Here is an 18,416-nt window from a genome sequence, read left to right on the forward strand (position 1 = left end):
AACCAATTCGATCGGGCACCGTCACGCTTTGATGAGCGCGATCAGCGAAGCGTGATCTGATCGCTCATTGGTTGTGATACCGTAATCTGCGTAAGCCGCACAGCCATCGAGCGATGCGGCAGGTGTGTTGACGTTTCAAAAGCGCTCCGGTGCGGCCAACTTCCAATCATATCAAGCAGGAGGATACGGAGATGTCAGATCTGATCGCGATTATCTATCCATCCGAAGCAAAGGCCGAAGAGGTACGGCAGCGTCTGTTCAAGCTGCAGAAGGAATATCTGATCACGCTCAGCGACGCCGTGATCGCGGTCAAGACGGACGCAGGCCCCGTCAAGTTGAACCAGCTCGTCAACACGACGGCGATCGGTGCCGCATCGGGCAGCTTCTGGGGACTTCTGATCGGCCTGATCTTCCTCAATCCTCTGCTCGGCGTTGCGCTCGGCGCGGCATCCGGCGCCCTCGGTGGCGCGCTGTCGGACTACGGGATTGATGATGCCTTCATGAAGAAACTTTCGGAGACACTTCAACCAGGCAACGCCGCACTGTTCGTCCTCGTCAAGAACATGACGCCGGACAAGGTGCTGCGCGAGATTCAGGATGCCGGCGGCACCGTGCTCAAGACCTCGCTGGACGACAGCAAGGAACAGAAGCTTCGCGACGCGCTGGCGAAGGCGGGTGCCGAGCAGTCCGCGCCAAAGACCAACGCCGCCTAGACGGCAATAACTGTCCAAGAAACATCCGGCTGCGGCCATGGCGCCGCTGCCGGCTGTTCTCAGCAGCACGCTCAACAAGGACGGCCGACATGCGCGCCGCGAGCGAAGCCGATACCGAGCCGGCAAGGGCGCCCGCACGAACCGTGCTCGACACGATCGAGCGGATCGGAAACAGCATCCCCCACCCCGTCGTGATCTTCCTGATACTGATCGCGATCACCATGGCTCTCTCGCATCTGTTGCACCTGCTCGACGCTTCGGTTTCCTATCAGGTCATCAATCTGAAGACTCACGGCATCGATACCGTGACGGCCCGCGCCAACAGCCTGCTGACGGCCGAGGGCATCAGGCATGTCTACACGCAGCTGGTGCCCAACTTCATGGGCTTCAGCGCGGCCGGCCTCCTGATCGTCGCGATGATGGGCGTGGGCGTGGCCGAAGCAGCCGGCCTCGTCGACGCATGCATCCGCAAGCTCGTTACGATCTCGCCGGATTGGGCGCTGACCTACATTCTCGCCTTTGTCGGCATCCTGTCGAGCGTCGCCGCCGATGCGGGTTATCTCGTGCTGATCCCGCTGGCAGGCTCCGCGTTCCTGAGCGTCGGCCGGCATCCGCTGGCCGGGATCGCGCTGGGCATGGCCGGCGTTGCCAGCGCCTTCAGCGTCAACATGCTGGTCAAGCCGCTTGATGCCGTCCTCACCGAGCTGACCAACGACGCCATTCATATCGTAAACCCCGCGATGTCGATCGCCGTGACCGCCAATTTGTGGTTTTCGATCGTATCCGTCATCGTGCTGACGGTCGTGATTGCCGTGATCACCACGCGGATCCTCGAACCTCGCCTCGGCACGTATCGCGAAGCCCACGCCAGCGAAAGCCTGCCGCCGCACCGAGGCGGGCGACTTTCCGCCGATGAGGCGCGTGGGCTGCGATACGCCGGCGCCGCATTGCTGGCGCTCGCCCTCATCTTCTGCCTGCTGACGCTGCCCCCGGGCGCGCCCTTGCGCAACCCGACAACAGGCGCGCTTGTCGGCGATTCCCCGTTCATGAGCGGAATGATCGGCCTCATCATGCTGCTGTTCCTGGTGACCGGCATTGCCTATGGCATCGGCGCAGGAACCATCAGACGCACGACGGATGTGGTCGACGCCATGACCAAGGCGGTATCCGGATTGGGCGGCACGATCCTGCTGTTCGTGGTCATCAGCCAGTTCGTCGACTACTTCACCTACAGCAACATGCCGACGCTGCTGGCGGTCAAGACCGCCGACGTCCTGAAGAATGCAAATATCGGCCCGCTCTGGCTGCTGCTGGGACTCATCCTGATTGTCGCCGTCCTCGATCTCGTCTTCACGCCGGCCATTGCGACCTGGGCCATCTTTGCGCCCGTGTTCGTCCCGCTGTTCGTGCAGCTATCCGTCGATCCGGCGGCGGTGCTGGCAGCCTACCGGGTCGGAGATGGCCCGATCAATTCGATCACGCCGCTCAACCCCTATTTTGCGCTGATCGTCGGGCTTGCGAGGAAATACGAGCGGGATGCCGGCGTCGGCACAGTGGTCGCGCTGATGCTGCCTTATGTGGCCTGGATGCTTGCGGTCTGGGTCCTGCTTTTCGCCGCGTGGTACCTGTCGGGCCTGCCCTGGGGAGTGTAGCTCGAATGCGCGAAGCTGCGATGCGGAGCTCAGCATGACGGGGCCGGCTGCGGCGCGTGATGCCGTCTGCGTGGAGGCCGCATGCTGATCGACCCGCGCCATGGCGATATCGAGGACGATGCCGCCAGTCCCGGGCAGCGCTCCCTGCTCGCTATCGCCGGCAGCCTGCTGGTCGAAATCAGTTTGCCCAAACTGCTGTTTGCCTGGACGGTGCTGCTGTTGTTGCCGGCGGTACTGCTGGGTCTGGCGCCACTGCTGGTCTCCGCCTGGTTTTCAACCCTGTCGGAAAAGCTCGCCGCGCTGACCGGAATCGGCACGGCGCTGGTCTTGCTAGCAGTCGCCGCGATCGGGTGGATCGGATGGCGACCGCTGTTCCGAATCGCCGAGAATAATTTCTGGTCGCTCAATGCCCTCGCCGTGCAGCCCGGCTACGCATTCACCCGCGAGGCGCTGCGTCACCTGACGGAACGGATATGGGGCAGGAAGCTGACCGCGCCGGGCCGGGCGAGGTTGCGTAGCGGCAATTCGGTCGGCGCCGGCATCGTGCTGTCCGCCTGCGCGGTGTTGATGGCGATCCTGGCCTGGCCCGCCACGCGCTGGACCGGCGGCTGGAACGACCTGGTCCTGCTGCATCGCCTCGCCCTGCCGACATTGGCCAATGCCGTTCTGCTGGTCTCGGGCTATCTGGCGGCCGCATCGCTGGTGTGGGGATTTGCCGATGCCAGCATGTCTCAACCCGTCGACCTCGCCGATTTCGATACCGCCGCACCCAACGCACGGCGCTGGCGCGTCGCGCACCTCTCCGACCTTCACGTGATTGCCGAACAATACGGCTTCCGCATCGAAAGCGGACGGGCGGGCCCGCGCGGCAATGGCCGGCTCGCGCGCCTCCTGACGCATCTCGCCACCCTGCATGCGATCGATCCGCTCGACCACATCGTCATCAGCGGCGATATGACCGATGCCGGCCGCGCCAGCGAATGGGCCGTGTTCCTCGACGCATTGGCGCGCCATCCGGAGCTGGCCGCCCGCGCGGTCATGCTGCCGGGCAATCACGACGTCAACATCGTCGACCGCGCCAATCCGGCCCGGCTCGACCTGCCGTTCAGCCCGACCATGCGGCTGCGGCAAATCCGGACCTTGTCGGCGATGGCGGCCGTGCAAGGCGACCGCGTGCGTGTGGTCGATGCCAAGGGAAAGCCGGCTGCGACGCTGAATGAAGCGCTCACCCCACACCGCGATGCGATCGTGGCCCTTGCCGGGTACGGCGGCCTGCGCCGTGCCGCGGTGCTGCGCGAGCTGTTCGACAGCCTGTTTCCGATGATCGTCCCGCCGGAGGCGGCAGACGGCCTCGGAGTAGCCATCCTGAACTCCAATGCGGAGACGCACTTTTCCTTCACCAACGCGCTCGGGCTGGTCTCGGTCGAACAGACCCATCGCTTCGAAGCGGCGATCCGCCACTATCCGGAGGCTCGCTGGATCGTAGCGCTGCATCACCATGTGGTGGAATATCCCATGCCGGTGAAAGCCTTCTCGGAACGGATCGGGACGGCGTTGATCAACGGAAGCTGGTTCGTGCGCCGGCTCGAAGCCTTGGCCGGCCGCGAGGTAGTGATGCACGGTCACCGTCATGTCGACTGGATCGGCGCCTGCGGTTCGCTAAAGATCATCTCGGCGCCTTCGCCGGTGATGAATGCGACCGACGATGCGGCGACGTATTTCTATATTCATACGCTGGCGGCCGGGCCGGATGGGAAGCTCGGCCTGCTGGCACCGGAGCGCGTGGAGATTGCCGGCGAAAAGGAGTCCGAGGGCGTGCATTCATGAATTCGCGGATGATGCGTCCGCCCCTGCCGTCGGCTATCTTCGAACATGGACATCAGTCTGCGGCGTTGGCACGTCTGCTTTGGGCCAAACCGTAAGTGGAATGGTCTTCCATGCTCCCAAGACGATTGACCTTGGGTCCCATACCAAGCGACAGTATCGACATGGAGATGCAGAGTCCGAACTGGAAAAGTCATTCCTGGCTTCCCTATTGTCGGGCCATCTTGATATTTTTTTGCTCGCGGGCGGTGGTCGCGCTTGCTCTCGTATTCTCTCATCAATACCTGACCGTCGGGAGAGCCGACGTCTGGTCTGCGGGACCAAGCTGGTACCACCAGCTATTGCAATGGGATTCGCAATGGTATTTCGAGATCGTCACTCAAGGTTATCGCTACAACGGCGATCCCACCATTCAACAGAATATCGTGTTTTACCCGCTCTACCCCATGCTCGCCCGGGGCCTGACGACGATTAGCGGTCTCGCGCCTGTCGATGCATTGCTGTTGGTATCGAACGTCGCGGGGTTGGTCGCGATTGTCTTCCTTTTCAAGCTGGTTCGCGAAGAATTTGGCGATCAACTGGCGCTCGCCACGATCGCGCTGCTCAGCTTTTTTCCTGGCTCGGTCCTGCTGTCGGCCGGGTATACCGAGCCCTTGGCACTGCTGCTGATTGTCTCGTTTTTTCTTGCTTTGAGAGATAAATACTATTTGTCAGCCGCACTTCTGGCAGGCCTGGCAGTCGCCACGCGATCGACGGGCGTTGTCCTGTTGCCTGTCCTTCTCTGGGAGATGTGGGCCAATCGCGACAAGACGAAGTTCGTTCTTGCCCTCGCGCCGTGCGTCCTTCTTGCGACGTCGGGCATCTGGCTATTCATGATCTACCTCTGGAGCGCTTTCGGAACTCCGTTTGCTTTTGCGGATGGGCAGACAGCATTCCATCAAGGAACGACGCTAGCCACAAGATTGATCGCGGCACTGAAGCTTGAGCCGTTCACACGAATGATGCTCAACGATTGGAATCCATGGGGACAAGCTAGCTGGTTTACACTATTGTTCATTGCCTTGATTGTTGTGGGCTGGTCTCGGCTGCGCGCAAGCTGGACACTGTTCGCCATGGCAGTCCTGTTGTTGCCATATCTGACACTCAGCGGTGGGCCGGCAGGCTTCGTCTCAATGAGTCGGTTTAATCTCGTTTCGTTTCCCCTGTTTGTGACATTGGCCGGTCTAGGATTGCGAGCGAAGTGGCTCCTGGCAGGAGTGATCGGAATCTTCGGCGCGCTCCTGTTCATGAACACCGCCTTGTTTGCCCGTAGGATTTGGATCGGTTGAGCACCAGAAATGCTCGCAATGACACGCTTGAGCAACGACCCGGTTGATGCGCTCGAGCTTCTCTGACGGTATAACGGCAAGTGGTCAAAGCGTATCCATCAAGCCCCCGACCAGGAGGGCCGCATATTGCAATCCGTATCCAGGATCCCCGGCCGCTATTATCTGGCAATCTTTGTGCTGGCGTTCGCGACGCTTTCCTACCAGATCCTGATAACGCGCTTCTTCAGCGTTATGCTCTATTATCATTTTGCATTCGCGGCCATTTCGCTTGCCATGCTGGGGCTCACCCGCGGGGCGATGCAGGTCTACCGCAAGCCCGTTCGTTATGCCGCCGAGCGGGTCGGAATCGAATTCGCGCGCCACGCGTCCTGGTTCGCACTCAGCAGCGCTGGCGCCATGATCGTCTTCCTGTGCGTGCCGCTCGTCGTACCCGCAGAAAACGTGCCCCTCGCCCTGGCGCTGGTGATTATCGCCTTCGTGGCTCCGTTCACCGAAGGCGGGGTTTGCATCACGCTGTTGCTCACGCGCTTGCCCTATCGCGGCGGTTGGCTCTATGCCGCCGATCTCCTGGGCGCCGCAGCTGGATGTCTCGCGGTGATCTTCATACTGCTGGTGATCGACCCCGTAAGTGCCACGTTATGGCTCGGAGCCGCTGCTGCCGGCGTCGGCTGGATCGCCGTACGAGGCAGCGATGACGTCCGTAGTGTGCGTTTGAGCGGGGCTGTCGCACTAGCGCTGGCGGTGGCGGCCACCGTGCACTCCGGCCTTGACCTGACCGGTCGAAGCCATCTCGGTGTGTTCTGGGCCAAGGGCGCCGAGCAGACCGGCACGCTGTTCGAACGCTGGAATACCTATTCGCGGGTAAGGGTGCGCGAATTGGCCGAGAAGGTCCCTATCGGCTGGGGTCTGGTCCGCACTCCCGATGCCCGGGTCGACCAGCACCACCTCGACATCGATGCCGATGCAGGCACGGTCATCACCAGGTATGATGGCGACATCGGAAAGCTCGCCTACCTGAAGGATGATGTCATCAATGCAGCCTACCTCCTGCGGCCGGCGGCCAACGTCGCTGTCGTTGGCGTCGGGGGTGGTCGTGACATCCTTTCCGGCCTGCTGTTCGGCGCCAAGCGTATTCGCGCCATTGAGATCAACCCGGCGATCTTCGAAGTTCTCACCGATAAATTTGCCGATTTCTCTGGCCATCTCGATCGCCAGCCCGGCGTGTCCTTGGTCAATGCCGAAGCGCGAAGCTACATCAACCACTCGACCGAGCGGTACGATCTTGTGCAGATTTCGCTCATCGATACCTGGGCGGCGACGGTGGCCGGCGGCCTGACGCTCACCGAAAATCGTCTCTATACCGTTGAGGCGTGGGATGATTTTTACCGGGCCCTCAAGCCTGGCGGGCTGTTGTCGGTATCGCGCTGGTACGGTGCCGATCGCCGTGGCGAGCTATACCGGCTGATTGCGATTGCCGCGAGCGCACTGCAGCGCAAGGGAGTTTCGGCCGCAGAACTGCGGCATCACGTCGTCGCCGTCAACGTCGGCAACATCGTGACGGTGATTACCCGGCCTGACGCGTTCAGTGGCGCAGAATGGCAAGCCGCGCGCGATAGGCTTCAGGCGCAGGGTTTCAAGATATTGTTGGGGCCAGACTTCACGTTCGATGCCGTCACCGCGACATTGCTTTCCGACAAGGCAGACCAAGCCTTCTTCGATTCGCTGCCGGAAAACATCGCTGCTTCGACGGACGACAATCCGTTCTTCTTCTATACCTCGCGCTTTGGCGATTTCGTGAACATCCATCGCTGGGACATCATGAGCAACAATGTTGCGATCGGTGTCACCGGCCTGCTCATCCTCGTCGCGCTCTGCGCCTGCGGATATTACGTCGTGCTGCCCTTCCTCCGTCTGGCAACGCGGATGCCGATGGCGACACTGACGCCGCCCGTGGGCTATTTCAGCGCGATCGGGTTGGGTTTTATGCTGATCGAGATATCGCAGATGCAGCGCCTGATGGTCTTTCTCGGACATCCCGTTTACGGGCTGAGCGTCGTGCTATTCACAATTCTTCTGTTTAGCGGAATTGGCAGCGCCACGGTCGGTGCGGATAGCTCCTCCCGATCGCGAGTCACCCTCTTCAGGATTGCCGCCCTCCTCACCACGCTCGTGGTGGCAGGGCTGCTGACGCCGCTGCTCACCGTTTGGGGGCGGGTGCTGTCCACCAACATGCGCATTCTGGTGTCTGTCCTGCTGCTGGCTCCTCCTGCATTCTGCATGGGAATGATGTTTCCGCTCGGCCTCGGTGTCTGGCGCCGTCATCATGAACTGCTGCCGTTCTTCTGGAGCACCAACGGAATTACGTCGATGTTCGCCTCGGTGCTGGGTGTGGCGTTGTCGATCCAGTTCGGCATCGCCAAGACCTATGCGTTGGGGTGTTCTTTTATGCGGTCTGCGCCATCGTGATCATTGCAAGCCGCCTGGTGCAGTCGATCGACATGTCCGCCGAGAAGGGTCCCGTCAGTTCCAAGGCTGGCATCGCAGGAAAGAAAAGCGCCTAGAGCTTGCCCGGTTTGGTCTGATCAGACCCGCCGAGCAGATCGGCGATCCCGCGACTCGATGGATGTGCGGCACAGAACGTGAGTATGGCAAGCGTGATCGGCACGCCGATGAAGGTCCCGAACAGGCCCCACAGGAAGGTCCAGAAGAAGATCGCGAACAGCACGATCACGGGGGAGATCGACAGCATGGTTCCGGCGACCCGCGGCTCGACATAGCTGCCGACTGCGAACTGAATGATATTCAGGCAAACGAAGAGGCCGAATACCGCAGGCCAGCTCTCGAACTGGGTCATCGCCAGCAGCGTCGGAAACAGCGTCGCGATGAATGGTCCGATGAACGGGATATAGTTGAGCACGAAGGCGATCACGCCCCATTCCAGCGCGAACGGTAGTCCGGTCGCCCAGGCGAAAACACCCACCAGCAGCCCAGTGACGGCGCTCATCAGCGTTCGTACCATGAGGAACCAGCGAAGCTTTGCGGCGGTTGCAGTGCCGCCCTCGAGCAGCACGGCTGCGGCGGTGCGGTTTTCCAGCCGCTCGATCCGCCGCCAGATATCATCGACTTCGAGAAGGCCGAGCATGACGTAGACCAGCGCGATCACCCAGAAGGTCAGCGTGGTATTGAGGCGGCCGGTGACATATTGCGTGGCGCGCAGCAGCCAGCCAACGTTGAAGTGCTCGGCCCATAATGCGGCGACGGAGACACCGTGACCATCCAGCCACGCGACGGTTGCCTCGTAAAAGGCCTGATACCGCGCGAGGTCGGCGAGCAGCGAATGCCCGACGCGGCCAAATCCCCATGCTGCAAGCGAAGCGAGCGCGAAGCAGACCGCCACGGTGATGATGATGGTGATGGCCAGCGCGGCGAGCTTCGGCATCCACCATTGCAGCCGGCGCTGAACCGGCCACACCACGGCAATGATGAAGATGGCCGCCGCGAGCGGCGCGAACACCTGGCTCGCCTGCGCCAGCGCCGCGGCGATCAGTATCGCCGCGATGATGGCGATGGCAGCCTTTAGTCCGAAGCTTACCCCATGCCGGGCTCCTTCGACCGTTCGGCAACCCGAGATTGTCAGCTGCGCCGAATTGCCGCAAGTGTGGCGGCGCGCTGGCGAGAGCGTGACCGGCGTCACGTACCAGAGCCCCGAGTCGGCCTAGCGTTCCCGCAGCAAGTCGCTGCCGCGCGAATCCGTTTCAGGAGACCGTCATGTCCCGTTTCAAGTCATCGCTGTTACGCACCGGCCTGCTTGCGGGCCTGCTCGGCTTCGCCGCCACGGGCCTGGCCTTCGCCGAGGCCCCAAGCGCCGACATCCGCACCGGCATGCAGGCGCCGCCGCCGGAAGAGCGCGTCGCGCTGGTCATTGGCAATTCGAACTACCAGACCGCGCCACGGCTCGCCAATCCCGGCAACGACGCGCAATCCGTCGCGCAGCTCCTCAACTCGGCAGGTTTCGAGGTGACCCAGGCAACGGACCTGACGCGCGGCGAGATGATCAAGGTCGTGCAGGACTTTTCCGCCAAGGTGGGCGAGCGCGGTCCCCGCACCGTGGCGATGGTCTACTATGCCGGCCATGGCGTGCAGGTGGCGGGCGAGAACTACCTGCTTCCAATCGATGCGAGGATTTCCTCGCCGTCCGATCTCGACGGCAATTCGATGCGGCTGGTCGACGTGATGGGCACGCTGGAATCCATCCCGAGCCGGATGCGCATCGTCGTGCTCGACGCCTGCCGCAACAATCCGTTCCCGGAAGCAAGCGACAACGGGCGCGGGCTCGCCATCGTCGATGCGCCGAACGGCTCGATCGTCGGCTACTCAACTTCACCCGGCATGGAAGCACAGGATGGCGACGGCAATCACAGCCCCTATACGTCGGCGTTCCTGAACAGCGCGCGCGTGCCGAACCTGCCGATCGAGCAATTGTTCAAGCGCGTCCGGCTCGAGGTCAACACTGCGACCAACGGCCGCCAGACGCCGTGGGAAAGCTCTTCGCTCACCTCGGATTTCTATTTCTTCGGCGATACCATGATGGCCGCGGGCCGCGCGCCCGATCGCACCCCGATCATCCAGATGGCGTCGAACCTGCCCTCGCGCTCGGTCCGCCAGGCCTACGATTACGTGCTGTCCGAAGGCTCGCCGGAATATTATGAGGAGTTCATCCGCCTCTACCCGAATGACCCGCTGTGCGACCACGTCCGCCTGCTGCTCGGCAACATCCAGGTAGCAAAGGCCTGGCACAAGGCGGTGCTCGCGAACTCGCCGTTCGCCTACAAGACATTCCACGACAGTTTTTCCAATACGCCCTACGCCAAGTCCGCGTTGAAGCTGCAGGGCGCACCGAAGGCCGTGCCGCTGATGCAGTTCACGCATCTGGCGAAGCAGTCTGCGAACTTCAAGCCGAGCAATTTTGGTGCCCATGCTCACATGCCGATGGCGTCCAGGATCGTCACGCTGCCCGCCAAAGGCATGAACGTGAACCACGCCAGCCACGGCGGCTTTAACCGAGGCAATTTCGGCAACGGCATGGGCCTGCCCGGCAAGGGCCATTCCACGCCCGGCAACTTCGGCCGGAACGGCGGCAGGTTCGGCAAGATCACGTCCCTGAATCCGAGGATGCACAACCATCCGGTGCGGATGAACAGGCCGATGATGATGAGGAGGCCGATGATGGGCAGCGGACCGCGTCACTTCGGCGGCGGCAGTCATTTCGGCAGCCGTATGGGCGGCGGAGGCTTCAGCCGCTTCGCCGGCGCGTCCCGCGGTTCATTCGGCGGCGGGTTCGGCCGAGGGTTCGGCGGAGGCTTTGGACGGCGCTGAGCAAAGCTTCGGACAAAGCAAAAGCGGGCAGAGCACATGCTCTGCCCGCTGTCTGTTTGAAACGGCGTGATCAGGCGACCAGTTTGGCGAACAGGTCCGCGTCGACATTACCGCCGGAGAGCACGATGACGACGTTCCTGCCCTTGGCGTCGATCCGGCCGGCCAGCAGCGCAGCAAGACCGACGGCGCCGCCCGGCTCGACCACCAGCTTCAATTCGCGATAGGCATAGGCGACCGCTGCGCCGACTTCCTCGTCGGAAGCGATGACGCCGTTCGCCAAGAGCTTGCTGTTGATCGAGAAGGTGAGTTCGCCCGGGATCGCCGCCATCAGCGCGTCGCAGATGGTGCGGCCGGCAGCGTGATGGGCTTCGCGATGGCCGGCACGCAGCGACAGGCCGTGATCGTCATAGTCCTTGGGCTCGGCAACGATCACCTGCGCCTGCGGGAATTTCGACTTCACCGCCGTCGCGACGCCGGCGATCAGCCCGCCGCCCGAGGCCGGCGCCACCACGATATCGGGGCTGAGCCCGAGCGCCGTCATGTCCTCGGCGATCTCGCGGCCGGCGGTGCCCTGCCCCGCAATCACAAAGGGATCGTCATAGGGGCGCACCAGCGTCGCGCCGCGCTTGGCCGCAATACCGTTGGCGATGGCCTCGCGGTCTTCCTTGTCGCGGTCGTAAAGCACGACCTCGGCGCCGTAGCCCTTGGTGCGTTCGCGCTTGGTGACCGGCGAATCCGCCGGCATCACGATGGTGGCCTGCATGTTCAAGATCTGCGCCGCCGCCGCCACGCCCTGGGCGTGGTTGCCGGAGGAGAATGCCACGACCCCGCCGCCGCGCTTCTCTTGCGGGATCGATGCCAGCTTGTTGAAGGCACCGCGGAATTTGAACGATCCGGTCCGCTGCAGCATTTCAGGCTTCAGGAAGACCTTGGTCCCGACGCGCTCGTTGAGCACCGGGAACGTCAAGAGCGGCGTGCGCACCGCAAAGGGCGCGACGATCTGGGAGGCGGCCTCGATATCGGCCGCGCCAATGGGACGATTCTGGACAGGTTCTGGCATCCGCAATTTGTAACGCGGCTACCGACGGGCCGGCAAGACGATTTGGCGTGATCTCAGGGGACGAAAACCGGGTCTTTCGCTGCGATTCGGCTCCTTTGCCCCGTTATGCCGCGCGCGCGGCGACGCGAGGAACCGGCGCCGCCCGCCGCTCCGGATCGGCCCAGGTGATGATCTCGAACCGGCCATCCTCGTGCTCGACCAGCGCGGTGCAGCTTTCCACCCAGTCGCCGCAATTCATGTAGCGGATGCCGTGCTCGTCGCGGATGACGGCGTAGTGGATGTGCCCACAGATCACGCCGTGGGCGCCATGCCGCCGCGCCTCGCCCGCCAGGGTTTTCTCGAACGCGCCGATATAGTTGACGGCGTTCTTGACCTTCAGCTTCGCCCATTGCGACAGCGACCAATAGGGCACGCCCAACATCCGCCGGAAGAAGTTGACCAGACGGTTCATCTGGATGGCGAAATCATAGGCCTTGTCGCCGAGATGGGCGAGCCAGCGCGCGTTCTGCACCACGAGGTCGAAGATGTCGCCGTGGATGATCAAATAGCGCTTGCCGTCGGCGCCCTCGTGAATGGTGTTTTCAACCACGTCGATGCCGCCGAAATGCGTGCCGTAATAGTTGCGCAGGAACTCGTCGTGATTGCCCGGCACATAGATGACCTTGGCGCCCTTGCGCGCCTTGCGTAACATCTTCTGCACGAAGTCATTGTGCGATTGCGGCCAGTACCAGCTCGACTTCAGCGCCCAGCCATCGACGATGTCGCCGACGAGATAGACGGTGTCGGCGTCGTGACCCTTAAGGAAGTCCAGCAAACGGTCGGCTTGCGAGCCGCGGGCGCCGAGATGGACATCTGATATAAACAAGGTACGAAAGCGCCGTTCCGGGCTCTCTTCACTCAAAGTGTCACTACCCATACCCGTCCCCTGACAGATTTCTGTGACAGGGCGATGACTGATTCACGCGGCCCATAGCCCCACGAGAATCAATGCCGCACCCTTGGCTTTTGCCGATAGCAGCGCGATGCGACAGGGGAGCGACATGGCAGTGTTCTTGAGGCTGGCCGTGGTTAACGGTCGCCTCCGCTTCCCTAACTGCGATCGTGACGTTAGATCTTTCGCCCCGCCCGCTCCCAATAGGGATCGCGAAGGCGGCGTTTGAAGATCTTGCCGGAATCTTCGCGCGGCAGGTTGGACTGGATTTCGATGTGCTTTGGCACCTTGTAGTCCGCCAGCGAGACCTTGAGCTGCGCGCGGAGGAAGACGATGTCGAGCGTCACCGCCGGCTGCGGCTCCACCACGGCCATCAACGCCTCGCCGAACTCGGCATCGGGAATGCCGAACACCGCGCAATCGTGCACGCCCGGTATCGCATGCAGCGCCGCCTCGATTTCGGCCGGATAAATGTTGACGCCGCCGGAGATCACCATGTCGCGCTTGCGGTCGCAGATGAAGACGTAGCCGTCGGCGTCGATGTAGCCGACATCGCCCGAGGTGATGAACCCTTCCCGATCGATCTCGGCGCGCTTTTCCGGCTTGTTGTGGTAGGTGAAATCCGGATTGCCTGCGATGCGGGAATAGATTTCGCCGATCTCGCCCTGCGGCAGATCCCTGCCGTCCTCGCCGATGAAGCGCAGCTCGGCGCCCGGCGAAATCTTGCCGACCGTGCCGGGCTTTTTCAGCGCGTCCTCGGAGGTGGCAAAGGTGACGGCGCCGGATTCGGTGGAACCGTAGAATTCGTAGATGATCGGTCCCCACCAGTCGATCATGGCTCGTTTGACGTCGGCCGGACATGGCGCCGCGGCGTGGATGATGTGGCGCAGCGACGACATGTCGTACTTCTTGCGCACCGCCTCCGGCAGCTTCATCAGGCGGATGAACATGGTCGGCACCATGAAGATGGTGTCGACCTTCTCGGTCTCGATCACCCGCAAGAATTCTTCGGCATCGAAGCGCGGCATGATCACCAGCGCGCCGCCGAGACGGCCGGCGCGCAAGCCGAACGAATTCGGCGCAGAATGATAGAGCGGCCCGGGCAAAAGCGCGCGGGCGCCGAGCTTGAGGCCGTAGATCATCGCGCGCATGCGTTCGGCATTGGCGGTCTGTTCCGGCGTCGGCGCAAAGCGGCGCACGCCCTTGGGATGGCCCGTGGTGCCTGACGTGTAGATCATGTTCTGCGGCTGCGGCACCGCCGGTCCATCATAGCGCTCGTGCTGCTCCAGCCAGGATTCGAAGTCGATCGCGAAGTCCGGAGTTCCGAGATGATCCGGATCGATCTTGTAATTCGCCAAGATTTCCGGCGGCGTCGGCACGCTGAGCGCGGTCACGCCTTGCGGGATCGCGTCGCGGAGCTGATGCAGCATGTCGGCATGCGCGATCAGCACCGAAGTGCCGGAGTCCTTCAGCACATAATTGATCTCTTCCGGCTTGAAGTGCCAGTTGACGGGCACGCCATAGGCGCCGAGCCGCATCGCCGCGTAGGCCGCCTCGATGAAGGCGATGTCGTTGCGCATCAGCATCGCGACGCTGTCGCCCTGCTTGACGCCGAGCTTTTGCAGTCCGCTGGCAATACGGTCGGCGCGATCGGCGATTTCCTCGTGGCTGCGCCGGCGCTCGCCGCTGATGATGCCGAGGAAGAGTTGGGAGGAGGACATTTGTCTCTTTCCGATCTGAGGTCGGGTTCAAGTGATCCTCATGGTGAGGAGCGCGTCTTTGCACGTCTCGAACCATGTGGCCCGTGGCCATCCCTCGAGACGCCGCTTGCGCGGCTCCTCGGGATGAGGTTGGAGTTTACGCCTCCGCAAACCGCGGCGCGCGCTTCTCCATGTTGGCGCGCACCGCCTCGGTCTGGTTGGGGCTGCCGATCAGCTTCTGCTGCTCGACGGATTCGGCGAGCAGCGCCGGCGCCGGATCGACCGACAGCCTGCCCAGCATCCGCTTGGCGGCGCGGATTGCATCCGGGCTCTTGCCGGCGATTTCACGCGCCACTTCGAACGCCGCCGCGCGCGGATCGTCGCAGATCCGCGTCGCGAGGCCGTAGCTCATGGCCTCCTGCGCTGAGAAGATGCGCCCGGTGTAGGTCAATTCCCGCAGGATATCGTCGCGCACGAGGCTCGCCAGAATCGGCGTGCCCGCCATGTCCGGCACCAAGCCCCATTTGATTTCCATGATCGACATCCGCGCATCCGGCGTGAGGAAGCGCATGTCGGCGCCGAGCGCGAGCTGGAAGCCGCCGCCGAACGCGACGCCCTGGATCGCGGCAATGACAGGCACCGGAAGCTGGCGCCAACCCCACACCGCCTGCTGCGGAAAATTCGCAATGCCATGGGTGCGCGCCGTCAGGTCCCGCTTCTCGCCGCCGGCGATCCCGTTGCCGCCATTCTCCTTCATGGCCTGGAAGCGTCCCATGTCGAGGCCGGCGCAGAACGCCCGCCCCTCCCCGGACAATACTACCGCCCTAACGCCTTTCTCATGGGCCAGCCGCTCGGTCGCCGCCACTAGCGCCTCGAACATGGCGGCATCGAGCGCATTCATCTTGTCGGCCCGCACCAGCCGGACATCGGCAATGCCGTCCGAGATCGAGATCGAGACGCGTTGCTCCATGATTAAAATCCTCCACACTTCGTTCTTGGCGCTTTACACAAGGGACGTTGTCCGGTTTTAGTCAATCGGTCAATTAACAGACAATCCGCGGGGTGGAAACGATGTTCAACGATCAGCTTCTCGCCGGGCGGCGGATCCTCGTGACCGGCGGCGGCACCGGCCTCGGCAAGTCGATGGCGGCGCGATTTTTGCAACTGGGAGCCGAAGTCCACATCTGCGGCCGCCGCAAAATTGTATGCGACGAGACCGCGACCGAATTGATGGACGAGTATGGCGGCCGCGTCGTCAGCCACGGCGTCGACATCCGCAATGCGCTGGCGGTCGACGAGATGATCGAGCAGATCTGGGCCTCGGGTCCCCTCACCGATCTCATCAACAACGCCGCCGGCAATTTCATCTCACGCTCGGAAGACCTGTCGCCGCGCGGCTTCGATGCGGTCGCCAACATCGTGATGCACGGCACCTTCTACGTGACGCATGCGGTCGGGCGGCGCTGGATCGCCGACAGGCAGCGCGGCAACGTGGTGTCGATCACAACGACCTGGGTGCGCAACGGCTCGCCTTACGTGGTACCGTCGGCGATGAGCAAATCGGCGATCCATGCCATGACGATGTCGCTGGCGGTCGAATGGGGCAAGCACGGCATCCGCCTCAATACCATTGCGCCCGGCGAAATCCCGACCGAAGGCATGAGCAAGCGCATCAAGCCCGGTGATGAAGCCGGCGCGCGCACAAGGGCGCAGAACCCGATGGGTCGGGTCGGCACCATGGAGGAATTGCAGAACCTCGCGGTGTTCCTGATCTCCGGCGGCTGCGACTGGATCAACGGCGAGACCATCGCCATGGACGGCGGCCAGGCGCTGGCGATGGGCGGCAACTTCTACCAGTTGCGCGACTGGAGCGACGACGACTGGAACAAGGCTCGCGAGTCGATCAAGGCGCAGAACGAAAAGGACCGCGCCTCGCGGGGGTAGATCTCTGTGTCCCGGACGCGGTGCAGCGTGCAAGGCTGCGCCGCTGAGCCGGGACCCATTGCACGCCACAAGCGCGGTGGACCCCGGCTCTGCAGCGCACCGCTGATGCGCTGCGCTGCGTCCGGGGAACGCCAGTACCTCCCGTATTGTTTTCCGCGCGCGATATCGCCAAACTCCGCGCAACGATAACAAGACGATACGGGAGAGACATGTCCGCTGCCCAGCAACTGACAAACCTTGCCGACATGGTGCGCGAGCGCGCCAGAACGCGCGGCGATGCGATCGCCTATGAATTCGAGGGCCGCCAGACCACGTTCACCGAGTTCGACCTCAAGACCAACCGCGTTGCGAATGCGCTTGTAGCGCTCGGTGTCAAGCCGGGCGAGCGGATCGCCTATCTCGGCAAGAACAGCGATTTCTATTTCGAACTGCTGATGGGCGCGATGAAGGCCAGGATCGTGATGGCGCCGGTCAACTGGCGCCTCGCCGGTCCGGAGATCGCCTTCATCGTCGGCGACTGCAAGGCGCCGGTGCTGTTCGTGGGGCCTGAGTTCATCACGCAGGTCCGCAACATCAAGCCGCAATTGCCTGATGTCCGCACCGTCATCACCACCGAAGGCGGCGCGCCGGAATGGCAGGATTTTGCAGCCTGGCGCGATGCCGCCAGCGCTGATGATACGAAGGTGCCGATCAGCCCGAATGACATCGCGATCCAGCTCTATACCTCGGGCACCACGGGCAAGCCCAAGGGCGCGATGCTGTCGCATGCCAACTTCCTCAACCTGCTGAACGCCGGCAGCGAGGCCGAGAAGCCCGAATGGAACAAATGGTCGACCGACGACGTCTCGCTGGTCGCGATGCCGATCTTCCATATCGGCGGCTCCGGGTGGGGTGTGATGGGCCTCTATCACGGCGCCAAGGGCGTGATCGCGCGCGAGTTCGATCCGACCAAGGTGCTGGATTTCTTCGAGCAGTCCGGCATCACAAAGCTCTTCATGGTGCCGGCCGCGATGCAGTTCGTGGTGCGGCAGCCGCGGGCGCGGCAGGTCGATTTCTCCCGCCTGAAATACATGCTGTATGGCGCCTCGCCGATCCCGGCGGCGCTCCTGAAGGAGTGCATCGACGTCTTCAAATGCGGCTTCGTGCAGCTCTACGGCATGACCGAGACGACCGGCACCATCGTCGCCCTGCCGCCAGAGGATCATGTCGAGGGCTTGGAGCGGATGCGCTCGGCCGGCAAGGCGCTGCCCGGCATCGAGATCGCCATCCTCGATCCCGACGGCAACCGCCTGCCGCCGCGCCAGGTCGGCGAGATCGCAACCCGCTCCGGCTCCAACATGGTGGGCTACTGGAACTTGCCGGAGGCGACTGCGAGGACGCTCGGTAGCGACGGCTGGCTGCGCACTGGCGATGCCGGCTACATGGACGAGGACGGCTATCTCTATATCCACGACCGCATCAAGGACATGATCATCTCCGGCGGCGAGAACATCTATCCCGCCGAGGTCGAGAGCGCGCTGTGCGATCACCCCGATGTGGCCGAGGCCGCCGTGATCGGCATTCCCGACGATAAATGGGGCGAAGCGGTCAAGGCCATCGTGGTGATGAAACCGGGCAAGCAGGCGACCGCCGCCGACATCATCAACTTCACCCGCGAACGCATTGCCGGCTTCAAGACACCGAAGTCGGTGGATTTCATGGAAGCGCTGCCGCGCAACCCGTCGGGCAAGATCCTGCGGCGGAATCTGCGCGAGCCGTATTGGGCAGGCAAGGACCGGCAGGTGAATTGAGCACCGTCATTGCGAGCGAAGCGAAGCAATCCATCTCTCCGTGCGCGCGGATGCGTGGATTGCTTCGCCGCTTTCCTCGCAATGACGGCGGTGATAGC

At 62.8% G+C, this 18,416-nt stretch carries 13 protein-coding genes; 8 read left to right on the forward strand and 5 right to left on the reverse strand.

Annotated features, from left to right (window positions below):
• The first annotated feature begins 191 nt into the window (after positions 1 to 191).
• The 5 genes from RX331_RS28470 (at position 192) to RX331_RS28490 (ending at position 7,983) form a co-directional block, all read left to right on the forward strand.
• Positions 192 to 713, forward strand: a complete 522-nt coding sequence (locus tag RX331_RS28470) for a DUF1269 domain-containing protein (protein WP_317252917.1) — start codon at positions 192 to 194, stop codon at positions 711 to 713.
• An 89-nt stretch (positions 714 to 802) separates the two neighbouring features.
• Positions 803 to 2,365, forward strand: a complete 1,563-nt coding sequence (locus RX331_RS28475) for an AbgT family transporter (protein ID WP_317252918.1) — start codon at positions 803 to 805, stop codon at positions 2,363 to 2,365.
• An 81-nt stretch (positions 2,366 to 2,446) separates the two neighbouring features.
• Positions 2,447 to 4,192, forward strand: coding sequence for a metallophosphoesterase family protein (locus RX331_RS28480; RefSeq protein WP_317252919.1), 1,746 nt, complete (start codon positions 2,447 to 2,449; stop codon positions 4,190 to 4,192).
• Positions 4,193 to 4,353: 161 nt separating this feature from the next.
• On the forward strand, positions 4,354 to 5,517 hold the full coding sequence (locus RX331_RS28485) for a glycosyltransferase family 39 protein (RefSeq protein ID WP_317252920.1): 1,164 nt from the start codon (positions 4,354 to 4,356) through the stop codon (positions 5,515 to 5,517).
• 126 nt (positions 5,518 to 5,643) lie between these two features.
• A complete protein-coding gene (locus RX331_RS28490; protein ID WP_317252921.1) occupies positions 5,644 to 7,983 on the forward strand; it encodes a hypothetical protein in 2,340 nt (779 codons plus the stop codon).
• Positions 7,984 to 8,074: 91 nt separating this feature from the next.
• Here the strand turns inward: RX331_RS28490 and RX331_RS28495 are convergent, their stop codons facing one another.
• On the reverse strand, positions 8,075 to 9,085 hold the full coding sequence (locus RX331_RS28495; RefSeq protein WP_317258266.1) for an AI-2E family transporter: 1,011 nt from the start codon (positions 9,083 to 9,085) through the stop codon (positions 8,075 to 8,077).
• A gap of 200 nt (positions 9,086 to 9,285) precedes the next feature.
• Here RX331_RS28495 and RX331_RS28500 point away from each other — a divergent pair, with 200 nt between their 5' ends.
• On the forward strand, positions 9,286 to 10,893 hold the full coding sequence (locus RX331_RS28500) for a caspase family protein (protein ID WP_317252922.1): 1,608 nt from the start codon (positions 9,286 to 9,288) through the stop codon (positions 10,891 to 10,893).
• A gap of 70 nt (positions 10,894 to 10,963) precedes the next feature.
• Here the strand turns inward: RX331_RS28500 and RX331_RS28505 are convergent, their stop codons facing one another.
• The 4 genes from RX331_RS28505 to RX331_RS28520 form a co-directional block, all read right to left on the reverse strand.
• A complete protein-coding gene (locus RX331_RS28505) occupies positions 10,964 to 11,953 on the reverse strand; it encodes a threonine/serine dehydratase (protein WP_317252923.1) in 990 nt (329 codons plus the stop codon).
• 103 nt (positions 11,954 to 12,056) lie between these two features.
• Complete coding sequence (locus tag RX331_RS28510; protein WP_317252924.1) at positions 12,057 to 12,869, reverse strand: UDP-2,3-diacylglucosamine diphosphatase; 813 nt, start codon at positions 12,867 to 12,869, stop codon at positions 12,057 to 12,059.
• Positions 12,870 to 13,060: 191 nt separating this feature from the next.
• The gene (locus tag RX331_RS28515) at positions 13,061 to 14,605 is read right to left on the reverse strand and encodes an acyl-CoA synthetase (protein WP_317252925.1); all 1,545 of its coding nucleotides are present in this window, start codon (positions 14,603 to 14,605) and stop codon (positions 13,061 to 13,063) included.
• Positions 14,606 to 14,741: 136 nt separating this feature from the next.
• Positions 14,742 to 15,554 (reverse strand): crotonase/enoyl-CoA hydratase family protein, encoded by an 813-nt coding sequence (locus RX331_RS28520; protein WP_317252926.1) that lies wholly within the window; start codon positions 15,552 to 15,554, stop codon positions 14,742 to 14,744.
• 101 nt (positions 15,555 to 15,655) lie between these two features.
• On the opposite strand from RX331_RS28520, the gene RX331_RS28525 reads away from it, so the two are divergent.
• Complete coding sequence (locus RX331_RS28525) at positions 15,656 to 16,528, forward strand: SDR family oxidoreductase (protein ID WP_317252927.1); 873 nt, start codon at positions 15,656 to 15,658, stop codon at positions 16,526 to 16,528.
• A 209-nt stretch (positions 16,529 to 16,737) separates the two neighbouring features.
• Positions 16,738 to 18,318, forward strand: coding sequence for a fatty acid--CoA ligase (locus RX331_RS28530; RefSeq protein ID WP_317252928.1), 1,581 nt, complete (start codon positions 16,738 to 16,740; stop codon positions 18,316 to 18,318).
• The last annotated feature ends 98 nt before the right edge of the window (positions 18,319 to 18,416 follow it).

The organism is Bradyrhizobium sp. BWA-3-5 (genome assembly GCF_032917985.1).
Taxonomy (GTDB): Bacteria; Pseudomonadota; Alphaproteobacteria; order Rhizobiales; family Xanthobacteraceae; genus Bradyrhizobium.